Source organism: Streptomyces sp. NRRL F-6676, from assembly GCF_000725625.1.
In the GTDB taxonomy this organism is placed as follows: Bacteria; Actinomycetota; Actinomycetes; order Streptomycetales; family Streptomycetaceae; genus Streptomyces.
In genome coordinates this window covers 142,614-160,353 of record NZ_KL647085.1, presented here as the reverse complement: position 1 = coordinate 160,353, position 17,740 = coordinate 142,614, and the positions used below count along the sequence as shown (strand labels likewise).

Here is a 17,740-nt window from a genome sequence, read left to right as displayed (position 1 = left end):
CACCTCCGCCCCCACGCACCCCACGCCACCCTCCACACCGAACGCTTCGACCCCCACGCCGACCCCACCGCCAACCCACCCGGACCCGGCAAACTCTCCGGCGCGACCACACTCATCCGCGCCGACGTCCGCCGCATCCAGGTCGGCAACACATGGATCCGCGACTACACCCTCAACCTCCCCACCACCGGACTCACCAAAGAACAACGCGACACCCTCAACACACGCCTCACCCACCTCGCCGACACCCACCTCAACCACGGCCTCGCCCTGCCCACCTCACACGACCAGTTCCACCTCACCGTCACCCTCCACAACGCCCCCCACCACCCCGAAACCATCAACCTCACCCACACCACCGCGCCAACCAACGCCACTTCGACCTCAACCACAGCGACGCCGACCTCCTCCACGAACTCCTCCACTACCTCGGCCTGCCCGACGAACAACGCGACAACGACTTCCTCTTCCGCAACCACCCCCACAGCACCGCCGTCCACACCACCGGCCTCATGGCCACCACCGACAACGACCACCCCTTCCACATCCCCCACCGCTACCTCGAAACCATCGAAAACGTCACCCACGCCACCAACACCCCCCTCCACGACCACACCGGACAGAACACCGACACCCCCGCCCTCAACCCCGACAAAGCCCCCCACCCCGCCACCGAACCCCCCATCTGGCCCACCTCACAGGCACCCGTCGCCGCGCCGTCCTCCACGTACGTGCTCGCGTACGGCGCCCAACTGGACGGCAATGTGGGCCTGGTGTACCTGGAGCCGTTGCCGCCGGCCGTGGTGGAGGGGCTGCACGAGCAGATCCTGGGGGCGCTGGGGCTCGCGGGGGCCGCGGCCGACCATCCGGTGCGGGAGCAGTTGCGGACGGTGGCGAGCGGTGCGGAGCTGGTGCTGAACCTGCCGTATCTGCGCGGGAGTCTGGGGCACCGGATCACGGTGCGGGTGAACGGCAGGGACCGGACCGTCGACGTACGGATGCGGCTGGACAACCCGGTGGCGGCGGCCCGGTACGGGCAGTACGAGGGCGGCGAGCGGGACGTGCGCGTGGAGCGGCGGGGCATCGGCACCCAGGAGTCGGTGGCCTCGGAGGCGTCGGGCACGATCCGTACGCTGCTGCTGCCGTGGACCGGGCTGTTCCCGGTGACCCGGGCGATCCCGGTGCGCGGGGTGGATGCCGCGCTGTCGCTGGCGATGACGCTGAACCAGTTGTCGTCGACGGCGTCGGTGACGACGGTGGTGCAGGCGACGTCGGCGCAGCGCAGCAACGAGCCGTCGGAGCCGTACGACTTCACTGCCCGGTTCGAGGTGCGGACCGACACCCCGAGGCTGGCGCCGCCGGTGACGTGGGGGGCGCCGCAGGCGCACGGGCAGGTGACGTTCTGGTTCCCGCAGCATCTGGCGTTCGACGAGGAGGGGGAGCTGCCGGAGGCGGCCGATCTGGACGACTCTCCGGTGTGGGGCGTGGACACGGTGGCGGAGCCGCACCGGCTGCTCGCGGAGGCGCTCGGTCACTTCGCGGCGGAGCTGGGGTCGCTGGACGAGGACTCGGTGGCGCAGTTCGAGACGTTCCTGTCGGAGCCGCTGCTGGCCGGCACCCTGCCGATGCAGCGGGACCGGGGGGTGTTCTCGCCGGTGCTGCTCGACTCGTCGGGGCGCGCGGTCGGCATGTTCCAGTTGCTGACCCGGACGGTCGTGGGCGAACCGCTGCGGCGGAGCGTGCCGGGGAAGATCAACCTGGAGAGTCATCTGACGCAGGTGGTGAAGCTGGACGCGCAGTCGGCGTTCACCAGCGGGGTGACGCTGTCCGGGAGTGTCGGTCCGGCGCTCACCGGTGACCACGCGGAGGGGCATCCGGACGCGATGCGCCGGATCGGCGGCAACGTGCTGGGGCGGGCGGCGGTCCAGGCGAACGCGCACCAGTCGCTGGCGCAGAGCGGCAGTGCGGCGCTGATGCACGCGGTGCGCAGCAACCGCGGCCATCTGCTGGCGCCGGTGGAGGTCCGGCACACGCTGGTGCTGCATCTGCCGGGCGGCGGGCGGAAGGAGTTCGCGCCGGGCCGCTGGCCGCGGGGGATGCATCTGCGGCTGCTCACCGCCGAGGACGCCCTGGGGCACGTCCCCTCGGCGGAGGAACTGCGGCGGCTGCCCGCGGAGCTGGAGCATCTGAAGTCGATCGGGACGACCGCGACGCCGCTGGGTGTGGAGGGCGCCGATCCGCTGTTCGGTCATGCCGAGGCGTGGCTGCGCCGCGAGGGCTTCCTGCCGCCCGAGACGCACGCGCGCAACCGGGTGCTGCCCGACGAGGCTTTGGTGCAGGCGCAGTTGAACAATCTGCGGCTGTTCGAGCAGGCCCGGTCCGAGGTGGGCACGCGGGCGGCGACGGACGCGATGGTGGACGGCGGGCACTCGCTGTTCCTGGAGCTGCCGACGGCGACCGGGACCCGCCGGGTGCGGCTGGTGCTCAGCGCGGTGCGGGGCACGGGTCCGAGCGTGCACACGCGGGTGCTGCCGGACGTGCAGGGCATGGGCGTGGCGTCGCTGTCGCTCGGGGCCAACGACCACAAGGGGTCCACGGTCGGCGGGTCGTACGGCGCGGGCGGCACGTTCGGGGTGCCGGTGCGCGAGGGCGCGTGGACGGTGGGCGGCAGCGGCGACTGGGTGGGCGGTCACCAGGAGCGGCACGACCACAGCGTGCAACTGTCGGTGGGGCACGACCAGTTGTTCATCGGCAACGGGGCCGGCCAGCGCAGCGAGGTGTTCGAGGTGCCGGCCGAGCTGGCGCTCGACCTGTACGAGGGCCCCGGGGACGATCCGGTGGTGCGGTTCGCGCACCACACGGTGCCCGCGCCGTACGTGCCGCCCGGCGCGCCGCCGGCCGTCCCGGCGGGACCGCCGCCGGACCGGGTGCCGGGCACGGTGCGGCTGTCGGTGCCGACGCACCGTACGCTGCCCGCGTCGGCGCCCGTCCCGGCCGCGCCCGCGCCGCACACCGTGCGGGCGGCCACGGCGGCCGACGAGGACCTGCGGAAGCTGACCGACGACGCCGGCCGCCCGCTGCCGGGCACGGTGCTGCTGCCGGACGACGCGATGGTGGAGGTGTTCGGTGCGTCGGCCGCCCTGGACGACGCCTTCCGCGCGGTCCTCGGCAACACCTACCCGGGCCATCCGGCGCGCGGTCTGCTGGACGACGTCCGGGACGCGGCGGCGGAGTACACCCCGGCGGTGGTGGCCCGGGCCGGGCGGGCCGTGGGCGAGTCGCTGGCCGGTGCGTCGGCCACCGATCCGACCACCGTGGCCGCGCAGTTGCTGACCGCCGCGCGCAGCCCCGTCGTCCTGCCGGCCCGTGCTCACCAGGTGTTCAAGGGCGCCTATGTGGTGGAGGGCCTGGCGCTGCCGGGGCTCGCGGCGGACGAGGTGATCTCCGTGGAGATCCGGGGCGTGCTGCGCAGGCCGCGCGGGGACGGGGCGGTGCCGCAGTACTACGAGACCGGGCTCAACGCCGCCGACGGGGCCGCGCAGCAGCGGGGCACGGTGCGCAGCGGGCAGTTCGCGGGCGGTTTCCAGGCGGTCCACAACACCTCGTCCTCGCGCACCCCGGCGGCCGACCAGGCGGCGGGCAACGACTTCGACGGCGTACTCGCCGCCCGCTCCGACACCCCGGGCCAGGAGCCCGGTGAGGATACGGCGGAGTCCGTGTCCCGGCCGCGGGTCCTCAACCCGTCGGCGCGGACGACCCGCACCGGGCGGCGCGAGAAGTCCCGGGCGCTCGCCTCCTCGACGGCCGTGTACCGCACCGCCACGGAGAGCGGCGACCAGCACCGGATCACGGCCGACGCGACGCTCCTGGTGACGTTCCGGCGGGGCCGCCGCAACGCCGTCGGCAACGCGGTGGGGATGGGCGAGGGCCGTGCGGTGACGGTGGCGGTGGACGTGCCGGACGGGGTGCGGTTCCTCGCGACCCCGGCGCAGATCCGGCGCCATGCGGCCTTCTTCGCGTCGGTGGCGGGGTTGACGGTGCCGCCGCCCGTGGTGGGTTCGGTGCCACTGCCGCGCCGCTACCTGGCGAGCCGTGAGGTGGGGCTCGGCAGCGTGCAGGCGATGAGCGAGTTCACCGACGCCACGCGCACGGTGCAGCGGCCCGATGTGCTGCGCCGGCGGTTGCTCGGTCTGGTGGAGCAGGTGGCCCCGGGCACCACCCGGCCCGGGCACGCCTCGCATCTGCCGGGCGTGGCCGCCCGGATCGCCGACCTCACCTCCACGGCGGGGCTGCGCACCCTGGCCGGGCGCGGTCCCGGCCACAGCCAGCGGTTCCATTACCGGCACGTCGGGTACGGCGGCGCCCGGCTGGTCGAGGTGGTGCTGCGGGCCGAGCCGGACGCCGACGACCACGCGCTGCGGGCGCTGCGCGGGCATCCGTCGGCGTCGGGGGCCGGGATCGAGCAGTTCCTCGCCCACACCCCGTCGTCCGTGACCGACGCCACCGCCCGCAACGTCCGGCACGCGGGCTTCGTGCAGTGGCAGGGGCGGTTCCCGCGGGTCTCCGGCGGCCCCCGCACCGACCGGGCCGGCGCGCTGCTGACCGGCGAGACGGTGCGCGGCAACGCGGCGCGGACGACCCGTGCCGCCGAGAACCGCTACTGGCTGCGCACGGACAACGCCGCCGACTTCGACGGCGTGCCGTACCGGATCGTCGCCGAGGTGCGCTCCACGGCCATGACGGGCCCCCTGGACCTGCCCGGCAGCATGTTCCAGCACGGCATCCTGAGCCTGACCGACGCGGACACGGCGCTCGCCGAGCGGATCGCGCACGTCTTCCGGGGCCGCCCGGCCCGGAGCACCACCGTGTACACCGCCGCCGCGCTGCGTTTCACCGGCAGCGAGACCGGCGAACCCGCCCCCGCGGAGCCGCCGTTGGCGGTCGGCCTGCACACGGCGCGCCCGGCGGGGGTGGGCGGCCGGCGGTTCACGCCCGGCGGCCCCGCGCCGGTGTTCGCCTTCGACGGCGGCACCGAACTCGCCACCGCGCTCACGCAGGTGGCCCCGGAGCTGACGCGGTCCTGGCAGTCGCTGGCCGCCTCGGACTCGGCGGACGCCACCGCCGTGCGGGTCGGCGAGCTGATCCAGGCGGGCACGCTCTCCCTCGACCGGCCGCGCGGGCCGGCCGGCCTGACCACCAGGATGCCGGGCGCGTACCCGTTCCAGGGCCCGCCCGGCACCCCGCCCCGGCTCACCGTGGAGCTGTTCCGGCCGCGCCCGGTCACCGACACCGGGGACGTCACGCTGGACCGGCTGCGGCTGCCCACGGTGAGCGCGGGCTCCTCCTCGTACGCGGGGCTGACCGGCGGTCTGGCGTTGCAGGGCGGCTTCGCGGCCACCGACGACAACCGGCACGTGGTCGGGTTCACGCTGCCGCTGCTGGCCCGTCAGCCGCAGGCCCCGGGCGCGGGCGCCGCCGTCAGCGGGACCCGGCGCAACTGGCTCAAGCAGGGCATCACCGCCGCCGCCGAGGGCAGCCGCGGCAGCCGCAGCCACGAGGTCCTCGTCGACGCGCTGATCACCGTGCACGGCCCGGACGGCGACCGGTACGTGACCGGCACCGTGCGGATGCGGCCCCGGGAGCGCGACGTGCTCGGGTTCGGGGTCACCGCCGGGCGCACCGACCCCGGCGTGTTCGACGGCGCCTCGCTGGTCCGCGAGGCCGCCGACGCACAGGCCCGCGCGGCCGACGGCCGGGACGACGCGCGCGCCGACGAGGTGCTGCGGGACTGGCGGACGGTGCCGCTGCGCGAACTGCCGGGGCTGCTGGCGGAGGGCGTCCGGGCGGGCGCGGGCCGGGACGACACCACCGTGCAGCTGTGGCTGGCCACCGACGGCGGCGCGCAGCAGACGGCGCGCGCCCTGTACGCCGCCTCGGGCCTGGCCGCGCGCCTCGGCCGGCCGGTCGAACTGGCGCTGCGGGACGGGGACGGACTGCGTTTCCGGCGGTTCGACGCGGACGGGGAGCCGGAGGAGGTCCCGGCTCCGGCTGCGGCTCCCGCCGCCGACGCCGACGCGGACGCCGACGGCTGGGCGGGCGTACGGGAGCAGGTGCGCGCCCTGGAGGAGGCCGGCCGTGCGGAGGACGAGGCGCGGGCGCTGGAGGCGGGGCTGCACACCCGGATGCCCGGCCTCGTACGCACCCGCGACGACGCCCTGGCGCCGGTGACCCACGCGGCGGCGGAGCTGGCCGGCGCCCGCACCGCCGCCGACACCGCCCGCGACGCCCGCACCGCCGCCGAGCGGGCGCTCACGGCCGCCGAGCGCGCCGACGGCGAACGGCGGCGCCGGGTCACGGAGTTGACGGCCGACGTGGCCGACAGCGACGCCCGGGTGACGACGGCGGACGGCACCGCGCGGGCGGCGCACGAGGCGGTGACGGCGGCCGAAGCCGCGCTCGACGCGGCGGAACGCGCCCTGCGCGAGGCCGCCGCCGCGGCCTCCTCCGCGCGGGGCGGCAGCTCCCGGCGCAGTACGAGCAGTTCCTCGTCGGGCGGCTCCGTCACCCGGCGTACCGCACGCCGGGACGATGCCCGCACCGCGCTGGCCGCCGCCCGGACGGCGGCCCAGGACGCCGACCGCGCCCTCGACGCCGCCCGGCACGTCGCCGAGGACGCCGCGCGCCGGCTCGGCCTGGCCCGCGACGCGGCCCGCGCCGCCGCCGCCGACCTGGAGCGCGCCCGGCGGCATGCCACGGCCGCACTCGCGGACGACCGGGCGGCCCGGAGCGCGCTCACCGCGGCGACCGGCCGCCACGACGCGGCCGTCGCGGCGCGGGACGCCGCGCAGCGGGCGGTGGACACGCTCCAACACGAGATCGCGGACGCCCTCACCGAGCAGACCCACCAGGCGAACCTCCAGCGGACCGCCCAGCGCACCCTGACGGACCGGGTCGCCCTCCTGGAGACGGACCGGGCGGCGGCCGGCGACGGCACCGTCCCGCTGCCGACCGACTCTTTCGCCTCCACCCCGGCCGCCTGGCCCCACCGCGCCCCCCACCCGGCACCGGCCCGGCTCGCCCCGGGGACGGGGGGCGAGGTGGCGGAGTCGTCGGACTCGGAGGACGAGGCCGAGGACGCCGAAGAAGTCGAGGACGCCGAAGAAGTCGAGGACGCCGAAGAAGTCGAGGACGCCGAGGAGGCAGAGGACGTCGAGGAGGCCGACGAGGACGGTGAGGACAGCGACGACGGTGAGGACAGCGACGACGGTGACGGCGGCGAGGGGGCCGGCCCCGTCGTCCCCCGTGGCGAGCGCCCCGACTCCTTCGTCCGCTCGCTCTCCCAGCTGCTCACCGCGTCCGGCACCGCCCCCGCCTGGACCCGCGCCCGCGACCCGCACGGCGCGCTCCGCGACTGGGCCCGCGCCGACGTGGCCGCGCACGGCGCCCCCGGGGACGCGCCGCTCCCCGGCCCCGGCACCGAGGTGAGCAACGAGCGCCTGGAGAGCATCAACGCCCTCACCGACGCGCTGCGCGCCCAGTCGATACTCCAGGGCACGCTGACCGTCGCGGACGCGGGGCTGGACGAGGCCGCACGCCTCGCCCTGGTGCTGGCCCGCCCCGACTCCCCCGCTTACATCTCCACCCTGGCCGCTCTGGCGGCACGGGAGACCGAACGGCCGGTACGCCTGATCCTCCCCGGAGGCGACGTCCGCGCCTTCGGTCCCGAGGAGGGCGCCCCCCTCACCCTGTATTTCGACGGCGAGAGCTTCTCGACCACTCCCCCCGCCCCGGACGGCGACTGACCGTCCGACGGCACCTCCCCCCACGCACCCGTCCCCGGAAGGAACCCCACCCATGTCCGGCACCAACGACCCCCGGCACCAGGCCGCGACGGGCGAGGCGGCGCCCGCCCCGGCCCCGGACACCACCGCGGAACCCGCCGTCACTGCGGAACCCGCCGCCGCGACGGCCCCCGCACCGACGGAACCGGCTCCGGCTCCGAGCACGCCAACGGGGCCCGAACCGGCGGCTGTCGCACAGGCCGCGACACCCCCGGCGCCGGTCGCCGAGGCAGAGACGGACGCCGCCGGCGCGGCCGCCACCGACACCCCCGGCACCCTCACCGCCGGCACCGACGAGGACGCCGGCGCCCGCCCCTCCGGACGTCCGTCCCGGGGCGTACTCGCCGGCGCGGCGGTCGCCGGGGCGCTGCTGGTCGGCGTGCCGTTCCTGGTGTCCGGGATGCTCGACACGTCGGACTCCAAGGGTTCGCCGTCGGACCGTGCCGCCAACGCCGGTACGGTCCTGGACGATCCGGCGGCGGACGGCGGCGCCTACGGTTCGGCCTCCCCGACCGCGTCCCCGTCACCGTCGGACAGCGAGGACGACGGGAAGACCGGCAGGAAGGACGGCAAGAAGGAGGCGAAGGCCGGCGCGGCGGCCGGTGCCGGTGCCGGCGTGGTCGCGGAGAGCTCCGGGAAGGCGGCCGAGAAGGGCTCCTCCGGCGGGAGTCCGAAGAAGAGGGCGGGCGGTGCCGTCGCCACCGAAACGGTCATCAGCGCCCCCGGCACCACCCTCTACAGCCACGCCTCCCACCGCTGCATCGAGATGGTGGGCCACAGGGGCGCCGACGGTTCACCGCTGGAGATCTGGGACTGCGGCAAGGCCGACTGGCAGAAGTGGGACTTCCGTTCGGACGGCACGATCCGCTCGATGGGCCTGTGCATGGACGTGGCCTGGGGCTCACGGGAGAACGGCGCGGTGATCCAGCTCGCGGTGTGCAGCGGCAACCCGGCCCAGCAGTTCCGTCTCAACTCCAGCAACGACCTGGTCAATCCGCAGGCGGACAAGTGCGTGGACGTCAAGGACCAGGCGACCGGCAACGGCACCCGGCTCCAGCTCTGGGACTGCAACGGCCAGGACAACCAGAAGTGGAGCACCCGCTGAACCGGGCCGGGCCACGCCCGGGGGGCGTCCGGGTCAGGACCGCTCGTGCCCGGGCCCCGCTCGGTGCGGCGTCCGGTCAGGACCGCTCGTAGACCCGTACCCAGTCGACCGTCATCCGGGCCGGCAGCGGCGTGCTCGACGTCACCGGGCCGGGCCAGGTGCCGCCGACGGCCAGGTTGAGCAGCAGGTAGAAGGGGTGGTCGAAGACCCAGGGGTGCTTGCCGTCGTGCCGCGCACGCCGGTCGCTGTGGTACGCCGTGCCGTCGACGGTCCAGGTGATCCGGTCCTTCGTCCACTCGACGCCGTAGGTGTGGAAGCCGTCCGCGTAGCGCTCGCCGTCGGGCAGTTCGTGGCTGCCGCCGAGGCCCTCCTCGGCGTAACCGGGGCCGTGCACGGTCCCGTAGACCAGGCCGGGTTCGCCGCCGACGACCTCCATGGCGTCGATCTCCCCGTTGCCGGGCCAGGACTTCTCCTCGTCGTTGTCGCCCATCATCCAGAACGCCGGCAGGGTCGCCTTGCCCTCGGGTACCCGGATGCGGGCCTCGAACTTCCCGTACGCCTGGGTGAACCTGCCCTTTGTGGTGAGCCTCCCGGACGTGATGTCGCAGCTGCCGTAGGGGCAGTCCGCCATGCCGGGGAGCTGTTCGCGGCGGGCGGTGAGGACGAGGCGGCCCTTTCCGTCGAGGGCGGCGTTGGCGGTGCGGTCGGTGTAGTACTGCCACTCCTCGTTGCCCCACTGGGGCTCGCCGCCGGTGTCGTGGACCCACTTGTGGGGGTCGGGCGGCGTGCCCCGCGCGCCCTTGAACTCGTCCGACCAGGTCAGCTGCCAGCCGTCCCCGTCCTTGCCGCCCGCTCTCGCGCCCCCGTCGCCACCACCGTCGTCGCCCCCACCGCAGGCCGCGCAGGCGGCGAGCAGGGCGAGTACGGCGGCCCAGACGGCCGGCCGGAGGGCCGACGGGCGCGGGCGGAACGGGCGGAACGGAAGGCGGCGCGTGCGGTGCATGACGGAACTCTATGGGGACGCATGTCCGTTCGGTGACCGGACATCCGCCGCGCACACGGGGCCGGCGGTGTCCCGTCAGCCTCCGATCAGCTCGGTGAAGCGCCGTACGTCGATGTTGCCGCCGGAGGCGATGAGGCCGACGCGGCGCGGTGTCCGCTCCAGGCGTCCGGCCAGCAGGGCGGCCAGGGGGGTCGCTCCGCTCGGTTCCAGGACGATCTTCAGGCGTTCGAAGGCGAAGCGCATGGCGTGGACGATCTCCTCGTCGCTGACGAGCGCGATCCCGTCGACCAGTCGCTGGTTGAGGGGGAACGTGAGCGCGCCGGGGGTGGGCAGGGCCTGGCCGTCGGCGATGGTGCGGGGCACCGGGACGGTGACGCGTTCGCCGCGGTCCAGGGAGCGCCTGGTGTCGTCGCCCGCCTCGGGCTCGACACCGAAGACCTCGGTGCCCGGGTGCAGCGCCTTGGCGGCGAGGGCGCTGCCCGCGATGAGCCCGCCGCCGCCGACGGGCACCACGAGGGCGTCCAGCTCCCCTGTCTCCTCCAGGAGTTCGAGGGCGGCGGTGCCCTGTCCGGCGATGACGTGCGGGTGGTCGTAGGGCGGGATGAGGGTGAGTCCCCGGTCGGCGGCGAGGGCCTCGCCGAGCGCGGTGCGGTCCTGGGAGTAGCGGTCGTAGGTGACGACCTCCGCCCCGTACCCCGCGGTGGCCTCCCGCTTGGAGCGCGGGGCGTCCTCGGGCATGAGGATGACGGCGGTGGTGCCGAGCTCCCGGGCGGCCAGCGCGGTGGCCTGGGCGTGGTTGCCGGAGGAGTAGGCGGCGACACCCTTGGCGAGCTGTTCGGCGGAGAGCCGGGCCACCGCGTTGTAGGCGCCGCGGAACTTGAAGGCGCCGACGCGCTGGAAGTTCTCGCACTTGATGAACACCTCGGCGCCGACGAGGGCGTCGAGGGTGCGGGAGGTGAGGACGGGGGTGCGGTGGGCGATGCCGGCGAGGCGCCCGGCGGCGGCGCGCACGTCGTCGAAGGAGACGGGTGAGGGGTCGGTCATGGCGGGCACCTCGCGGGGGTGGGTGGACGGCGGGACGGGAGGGGCGGGGGCGGTGGTCGTCACCAGCCGGTGACGCGCGGCCAGTACGCGACGGCCGCGGGCGCGCCCGGGCCGGGCCTGCTGCTGTCGACGACGTGGTAGCCGTGGTGCTGGGCGGCGGTGGCGCAGGCATGGTTGGGCAGGATCCGCAGCCGGGTGCCGAGCGGCAGGTCGGGCAGGGCGGCGCCGTCGCGGGCGGTGAGCGTGCCGTGCTCCTGGCTGGCGTCGGTCATGACGAGGCCGGGGACGGGGGTGCCGTCGAGGTCGGTGACGAGTCCGTAGCCCTGGTCCTGGGCCTGGCGTGCGGTGCCGCGGTCGCGGGACATGGCCATCCAGCCGCCGTCGGTGAGGATCCGGCCCAGCTCGGGACGGTGGCCGATGACGGTGACGACGACGGACAGGGCGAGGTCGTCGAGCCGGCAGACGCCGAGCCCGGCCATGACCAGGTCGAAGAACACGTAGTTCCCGGCCCGGAGTTCGGTGACACCGGTGAGGTCCTCGGCGGCGTGCGCGGTGGGCGTGGAGCCGACGCTGACGACGGCCACGGGCAGTCCGGCGGCGCGCAGCCGCCCGGCGGCGGTGACGGCGGCGTCGCGTTCCCGCTCCGCCGCCCGGCGCCGCGCTTCGGGGGTGGTGGCGAAGTAGGACTCGCCCGCGTGGGTCAGCACACCGCCCAGGCAGCCGGCCTCGTGCAGTACGCGGCCGATGCCGAGGAGGGCGGGGTCGTCGGCGCGCAGACCGCCCCGGTGGCCGTCGCAGTCGATCTCGATCTGCGCGGGGATCGCGAGCCCGGCCCGGCGGGCGGCGTCGGCGACGGCCTCGGCCTGCGCGCGGCTGTCGAGCAGCACCCGCAGCCGCACTCCGCGCCGCAGCAGGGCGAGGACGCGCGGGAGTTTGTGCGGGGCGATGCCGACGGCGTAGGTGAGGTCGGTGTACCCGCCGTCGGCGAACGCCTCGGCCTCGGCGAGCGTGGAGACGGTGACGGGGCAGGGGGCGCCGTCGCCGTCCCGCAGCAGGGCGGCGACGTCGAGACTCTTGGCCGTCTTGACATGCGGGCGCAGGACGACGCCGAGCCGCTCCGCGCGCCGGGCGAGGCGTTCGACGTTGCGCAGCACCTTGTGCACGTCGACGACGGCGAAGGGGGTGTCGGGTTCGGCGAGGGTGTGGGCGGTGGCGGGGGTGTGTGCGTCAACGGGGACGGGTGCGGAGGTGCGGGCGTGCGCGGGGACGGGTGCGGAGGTGTTCACAGGAGCAATGTCCGGATTCTTCATTTGGTGTAGTTGTAGACGGTCGCCCGGGAGACCCCGAGCAGATCGGCGATGGCCTGCGCGGCGTCCCGGGAGTCGAAGAAGCCGTCCCGGTGCAGTTGGCGCACCAGTTCCCTCTTGTCCTGGCGGCTCAGCGAGCGCGGGGTGCCGGCGCGTTCCGCGGCGAGCGCCTCGACGGTCTCGCGCAGTTCGCGCGCGTTGCGGTCGCGCAGGCTCTCCAGCGGCCGGTCGCGGTGTTCGGCATCGGTGGCGACGAGGTTGGACAGGGCGAGGGTGACCGGCGAGAGCACGGAGACGTCGAGGTTGAGGCAGAGCGCGGCGATGTACTCCCCGGCGGCGTTCTTGACGCCGATGGAGGTGCTCTTGACCGGGCGGCCGTCGGGGAACCGGTTGGGGTAGTTCTGGATGACGCTCGGGTACTCGGGGTCGGCGATGCGGGCGAGCCCCAGCTCGGTCGCGGAGTCCCCGACCCGGCGCCCGGAGAGGTTGTTCTCGATCACCCGGATCGCGTGGCGCGGGTCGCGCAGATCGTGCAGCACCACCTCGCACAGCCCGGGGAACATCCGCCCCAGCGCGACGGCGATCTTCTCGACCTCCCCGATGACGTGCTCGTCGGGGGCCACGGGTACGCCCTCGTCCAGCACCCCCGGCGCGCCCCCACTGCCGTCCGGGCCCGTGTCCTGGTCCATGTGCCCTTCCCCTCCGACGGATCCTTCACCGCCCCCGACGGTACCCACTACTGGGCATTGAGTCCAGCTCTGGACTATTAATCCAGTGAAGGGCGTCCTCGGGGCCGAGCTGTGCGCGAGGTATGGACAGGCGCCGAAGGGCCGTGTTGTCATTCCGCTGAACTCAATTTCCAACGTTGGAAGATGCGGTTTGCCCCGTTGAACTCCGTTGAGGAAAGGTTTCGATGACAAGAGCACACGCCCGTCCACGCGCCAGAGCGTGGGCGCTGCTGGCAGCGACCGCACTGGTCCTGCCGACGTCCGGCCTGGTGTCCACCGCGTCGGCCGCCGAGGCGCCGGCCGGTGCCTCGGCCCACTCGTCCGGACAGGACGCCGTCGCGGTGCACGGCCTGAAGGGCGAGTACTTCAGCATGTCGGCGCCGGGCGCGCGGGACTTCGCGCACCTCGGCGGCACCCTGCTCGACCCGCAGATCAACTTCTCCGGTCTGACCGACACCTTCAAGGAACTGACCGGGCAGACGGAGAACACCACCGCCCGCTGGACGGGGCAGATCGAGGCGCCGGCCACCGGCGACTACACGTTCTACGCCATCGGCGACAACGGCTTCCGGCTCTTCATCGACGGCAAGGCGGTGATCGACCACTGGGAGGGCGACTGGGACAAGGAGCAGACCAGCGCGGCGGTGCATCTGAAGGCCGGTGAGAAGCACGACTTCCGGCTGGAGATGTTCCAGGACACCGGCGGCGCCAACATGTACCTGCGCTGGTCGACCCCGACCCTGGCCAAGCAGGTGGTGCCGATGTCGGCGTTCACGCCGCCGGCCGACTTCGAGGTCTACCCGGTCGAGCTGACGGTGGGCGAGGACGGCAAGAAGGTGCGCGCCCGGTTCGAGGGCAAGGTCGGTGATCTCTCCGCGCTCAAGGACCACCTCGAGGTCCAGGCGGACACCACCCCCATGCCGATCGGCTCGGTCAAAACCGTGGGCGGCAACTCGCTCCAGATCGACCTCACCGAGCCGATCCAGAAGAACCAGCAGGTCAGGTTCTCCTACGACGGCAAGGCGGCCCTCAGCGTCGGCGGCGAGGCCGTACCGCAGATCATCCGGTACGCGCAGAACGACTCCACCCACCGCCTCACCACCACGTGGGGCGACAAGGTCGACACCAGGCATCCGCTGCCGGAGTACCCGCGCCCGCAGCAGGTGCGCTCGAAGTGGAAGAACCTCAACGGGCCCTGGCAGTTCGCCGGCGCGAAGAAGGACGAGCAGCCGGCCTTCGGCAAGGACCTCGGCGAGAAGATCATCGTGCCGTTCCCGGTGGAGTCGCAGCTCTCCGGTCTGGAGCGGCACGAGGACCACATGTTCTACCGCAAGCTCGTCGACGTGCCCAAGAGCTGGAAGGTCGGCAAGTCCGGCAAGGGCGACCGGCTGAAGCTGAACTTCGGGGCCGTGGACTACCGGGCGACCGTCTGGGTCAACGGCAGGAAGGTCGCCGAACACACCGGCGGCTACACGGCGTTCACCGCCGACATCACCGACGCGCTCAAGGCCAGGGGCCCGCAGGAGATCGTGGTCGGGGTCACCGACACCGGCGGCGCCGACCAGCCGATGGGCAAGCAGTCCACCAACCCCGGCGGCATCTTCTACACCCAGTCGTCCGGCATCTGGCAGACGGTGTGGATGGAGCCCGTCGCCCCGGCCTCGATCGACGACGTGGTCACCACGCCCGACATCGACACCGGCACCCTCGCGGTGACGGCGAAGTCCGACGACGCCTCCAGCAGGGCGCGCGTGGAGGCCGTCGCCCGCGACAAGCACGGCAAGGTCGTCGGCCGGGTCAGCGGTCCGGCCAACAAGAAGCTGACGCTGCCCGTGGCGAAGCAGCATCTGTGGAGCCCGGACGACCCCTATCTGTACGACCTCGACGTCAAGCTCGTCGACGGCAGGTCGACGGACCGGATCTCCGGCTACTTCGGGATGCGCGAGATAGCCGTCAAGAAGGTCGGCGGCTACCAGAAGCTGGTGCTCAACAACAAGCCGATCTTCTCGCTCGCCACCCTGGACCAGGGCTTCTGGCCCGACGGTCTGTACACGGCGCCGAGCGACGAGGCCCTCGCCTTCGACCTGAAGGCGCACAAGAAGCTGGGCTTCAACGCCGTCCGCAAGCACATCAAGGTGGAGCCGGCCCGCTGGTTCTACCACGCGGACAAGCTGGGTCTGCTGGTGTGGCAGGACTTCGTCTCCGGGAACATCACCGATGAGACCGGTCAGAAGGCCTTCGTCGACCAGGGCATGGAGGCGATGCGCCAGCACCACGACTCGCCGGCCGTCATCGGCAACATCGTCTTCAACGAGGGCTGGGGCGAGTGGAACCGCGAGGAGACCGGGCGGATCGCCGAGGCCGTCAAGGCCGCCGACCCCTCGCGCGTCGTCAACACCCACAGCGGCGTCAACTGCTGCAACTCCAAGGGTGACTCGGGCACCGGCGACATCATCGACCACCACGACTACAACAACACCGACCCGGCCTTCCCGGACGAGAAGCGGGCGGCCATGGACGGTGAGCACGGCGGCTTCACCCTGCGCACCCCCGGGCACATGTGGCCGGGCGCCCCGACCGTGATCTACAGCGGCGTGGCGGACAAGGAGGCGCTGACCGACAAGTACGTCGAGAACACCGAGAAGTTCTACCTCGACCAGGCGGGCGCCGAGCTGTCGGGATCGGTCTACACGCAGATCACCGACCTGGAGAACGAGCTCAACGGCCTTTACACGTACGACCGCCGCGAGCTGAAGGTCGACGCGGACCGGGTCCGTGAGATCAACCGCAAGGTGATCGCCGCGGGTGCCGCCGCCGGTGACCGCAAGGCGCTGAAGGGCGGCGGCAGCTGGTCGCTCGACGAGGGTTCCGGCACCACCGCCGCGGACTCGGGGCCGAACAAGAACCCCCTGACGCTCTCCGAGGGCACCTCCTGGACGCCCGGTGTCAGCGGCAACGCCCTGAAGTTCGACGGCAAGAGCCAGTACGCCGAGACCAAGGCGCCGGTGCTCGACACCACCGGGAGCTACTCAATCTCCGCGTGGGTCAGGCTCGACGCGCTCCCGGGCAACTACGCCACCGCCGTCAGCCAGGACGGCAAGCGCCAGGCGAGCCCGTTCTACCTCCAGTACGGCCAGGGCGCCTTCGCCTTCAGCATGCCCGGCGAGAAGCGGGCCCGGCTGGCGACCACGCCGGAGCTCGGCCGCTGGTACCACCTCGTCGGCGTCCGTGACGCCGCGACCGACGAGATCACCCTCTACGTCGACGGAAAGCGGGCGGCGACCTCGGCCTCCGGTCCGAACTACGTCGGCTCCGGCCCCCTCGCGGTGGGCCGCGCCAAGTGGAACGGCGAGAACACCGACTTCTGGAACGGCGCGGTCGACGAGGTCCACGCGTACGACAAGGCGCTCACCGCGGAGGAGGTGAGCACCCTCTACGCGGCGCGGAAGCCGTAAGCCCGTACGACACACGGCGGTCCCGGTGAGCGTGGCTCACCGGGACCGCCGTGCGTGTGCGCGGGGTCCCGAGCCGGCCCCACGGCCGAACCGGCATGAGCGTTCGGCATACCCCGCATGCCGAACATTCGCTGGTGGAATGCCCTCCGCCTTCCTAGCGTGGAGGTCATGCACGAGCACCCCACCGACGGAAGTCGCGGACCGGGCGGCCGGTTGCCCCTCCTCGCCCCCGACGCCCTCGACGAATCCCAGCGCGCACTGCACGACCGTCTGCGTGCCACGCGGGCGCGCGCCGCGGAGGAGGCGGGCTACACGGACGCCCTGCCCGACGGGCGGTTCATCGGCCCGTTCAACGCCCTGCTGCACTCTCCGGGCATCGCCCGGCCCCTGCTGGAGTGGGCCCAGGCGCTCACCCGGGCCGGCATTCCGGCGGACGTGCGGGAGGTGGTCGTCCTCACCGTGGCCGCTCACTGGCGGGCCGACTACGCGCTGTACGCCCACACCGCGGCCGCCGGGAAGGCCGGCCTGCCCGGCCCGGCCGTCGCGGCCCTGCTCCACGGCGGGACTCCGCGCGGGCTGCGCCCCGATGCCGCTCTCGCCCACCGTCTGACCACCGCGCTGGTCCGCGACCACCGGGTGCCGGACGACCTCTACGACGAGGCGGTGGCGGCGTTCGGCACGCACACGCTCATCGCCCTGGTCGGTCTCGTCGGCCAGTACCTCACCACCTCGGCCCTGCTGGCCTGCTTCCAGGTACCGGCACCCACCGAAGAGAAGGAAGACACCACCTCATGCCTCTGATCAACGTCTATCTGCGCCAGGGGACCACCCCCGAGCACCGCCGGAACGTGTCCCTGGGCCTGCACAAGGCGATGGTCGACGTGCTGAAGATCCCCCAGGACGACCAGTTCCACGTCTTCCACGAGGTCTCGCCCGACAACTTCCACATGCAGCCGGTCGTGTTCGGTCTGCGCCGCGGCGAACGCACCATGCTCATCCAGCTGTCCTTCAACCACCGCACCGCCGAGCAGAAGGCCGAACTGTTCCGGGCGATCGTCGACAACCTCCGGCTGTTCGCCGACGTCCCCGAGGAGGATCTCCTGATGACGATCAACGAGACGGCCCGGGAGAACTGGTGGGCCGCCGGCCGCGTCGTCGACCCCACCACCGGCTACGACGCGCGCATGAACGGCGTCCTCACCGGCGACGGGGCCGCGAGCTGAGCCCGGCCCCTCCCGAAGGCGGACGCACACGGCA

Annotated in this window: 10 protein-coding genes; 5 read left to right on the top strand and 5 right to left on the bottom strand. The window is 73.5% G+C overall.

The genetic code is table 11. From position 1 onward, the window contains the following. Nucleotides 1-164: 164 nt before the first annotated feature. Entirely contained in the window at nt 165-500 is a 336-nt protein-coding gene (locus tag IO29_RS39940; protein ID WP_234316409.1) for a hypothetical protein, read from the bottom strand. 12 nt (nt 501-512) lie between these two features. Between IO29_RS39940 and IO29_RS34830 the strand changes: the two genes are divergently transcribed. Beyond that, the gene (locus IO29_RS34830) at nt 513-7,802 is read left to right on the top strand and encodes a hypothetical protein (RefSeq protein WP_234316408.1); all 7,290 of its coding nucleotides are present in this window, start codon (nt 513-515) and stop codon (nt 7,800-7,802) included. A gap of 52 nt (nt 7,803-7,854) precedes the next feature. After that, nucleotides 7,855-8,946: an RICIN domain-containing protein gene (locus tag IO29_RS34825; protein ID WP_030378558.1), complete on the top strand. Its 1,092-nt coding sequence runs from the start codon at nt 7,855-7,857 to the stop codon at nt 8,944-8,946. Nucleotides 8,947-9,022: 76 nt separating this feature from the next. Here the strand turns inward: IO29_RS34825 and IO29_RS34820 are convergent, their stop codons facing one another. The 4 genes from IO29_RS34820 to IO29_RS34805 all read right to left on the bottom strand — a co-directional run bounded on the left by IO29_RS34820 (nt 9,023) and on the right by IO29_RS34805 (nt 12,989). Next, nucleotides 9,023-9,949 (bottom strand): glycoside hydrolase family 16 protein, encoded by a 927-nt coding sequence (locus tag IO29_RS34820; RefSeq protein WP_030378557.1) that lies wholly within the window; start codon nt 9,947-9,949, stop codon nt 9,023-9,025. 75 nt (nt 9,950-10,024) lie between these two features. Next, the gene (locus tag IO29_RS34815) at nt 10,025-10,993 is read right to left on the bottom strand and encodes a threo-3-hydroxy-L-aspartate ammonia-lyase (RefSeq protein ID WP_030378556.1); all 969 of its coding nucleotides are present in this window, start codon (nt 10,991-10,993) and stop codon (nt 10,025-10,027) included. A 59-nt stretch (nt 10,994-11,052) separates the two neighbouring features. Then, entirely contained in the window at nt 11,053-12,303 is a 1,251-nt protein-coding gene (locus IO29_RS34810; RefSeq protein WP_030378555.1) for an alanine racemase, read from the bottom strand. Beyond that, complete coding sequence (locus IO29_RS34805) at nt 12,300-12,989, bottom strand: helix-turn-helix transcriptional regulator (protein WP_078618139.1); 690 nt, start codon at nt 12,987-12,989, stop codon at nt 12,300-12,302. Before IO29_RS34805 ends, IO29_RS34810 begins: the two co-directional genes overlap by 4 nt. A 224-nt stretch (nt 12,990-13,213) precedes the next feature. On the opposite strand from IO29_RS34805, the gene IO29_RS34800 reads away from it, so the two are divergent. The 3 genes from IO29_RS34800 (at nt 13,214) to IO29_RS34790 (ending at nt 17,706) form a co-directional block, all read left to right on the top strand. Next, nucleotides 13,214-16,483, top strand: coding sequence for a LamG-like jellyroll fold domain-containing protein (locus IO29_RS34800; RefSeq protein WP_030378553.1), 3,270 nt, complete (start codon nt 13,214-13,216; stop codon nt 16,481-16,483). A gap of 168 nt (nt 16,484-16,651) precedes the next feature. Then, entirely contained in the window at nt 16,652-17,284 is a 633-nt protein-coding gene (locus IO29_RS34795) for a carboxymuconolactone decarboxylase family protein (RefSeq protein ID WP_051707457.1), read from the top strand. Further along, on the top strand, nt 17,275-17,706 hold the full coding sequence (locus IO29_RS34790; RefSeq protein WP_030378551.1) for a tautomerase family protein: 432 nt from the start codon (nt 17,275-17,277) through the stop codon (nt 17,704-17,706). The genes IO29_RS34795 and IO29_RS34790 overlap by 10 nt, the downstream gene beginning before the upstream one ends. The last annotated feature ends 34 nt before the right edge of the window (nt 17,707-17,740 follow it).

Coding starts and splice junctions, on each gene's coding strand:
- IO29_RS34830 (WP_234316408.1), top strand. CDS start 513: ATGGCCACCACCGACAACGACCACCCCTTCCACATCCCCCACCGCTAC.
- IO29_RS34825 (WP_030378558.1), top strand. CDS start 7,855: ATGTCCGGCACCAACGACCCCCGGCACCAGGCCGCGACGGGCGAGGCG.
- IO29_RS34820 (WP_030378557.1), bottom strand. CDS start 9,949: ATGCACCGCACGCGCCGCCTTCCGTTCCGCCCGTTCCGCCCGCGCCCG.
- IO29_RS34815 (WP_030378556.1), bottom strand. CDS start 10,993: ATGACCGACCCCTCACCCGTCTCCTTCGACGACGTGCGCGCCGCCGCC.
- IO29_RS34810 (WP_030378555.1), bottom strand. CDS start 12,303: ATGAAGAATCCGGACATTGCTCCTGTGAACACCTCCGCACCCGTCCCC.
- IO29_RS34805 (WP_078618139.1), bottom strand. CDS start 12,989: ATGGACCAGGACACGGGCCCGGACGGCAGTGGGGGCGCGCCGGGGGTG.
- IO29_RS34800 (WP_030378553.1), top strand. CDS start 13,214: ATGACAAGAGCACACGCCCGTCCACGCGCCAGAGCGTGGGCGCTGCTG.
- IO29_RS34795 (WP_051707457.1), top strand. CDS start 16,652: ATGCACGAGCACCCCACCGACGGAAGTCGCGGACCGGGCGGCCGGTTG.
- IO29_RS34790 (WP_030378551.1), top strand. CDS start 17,275: ATGCCTCTGATCAACGTCTATCTGCGCCAGGGGACCACCCCCGAGCAC.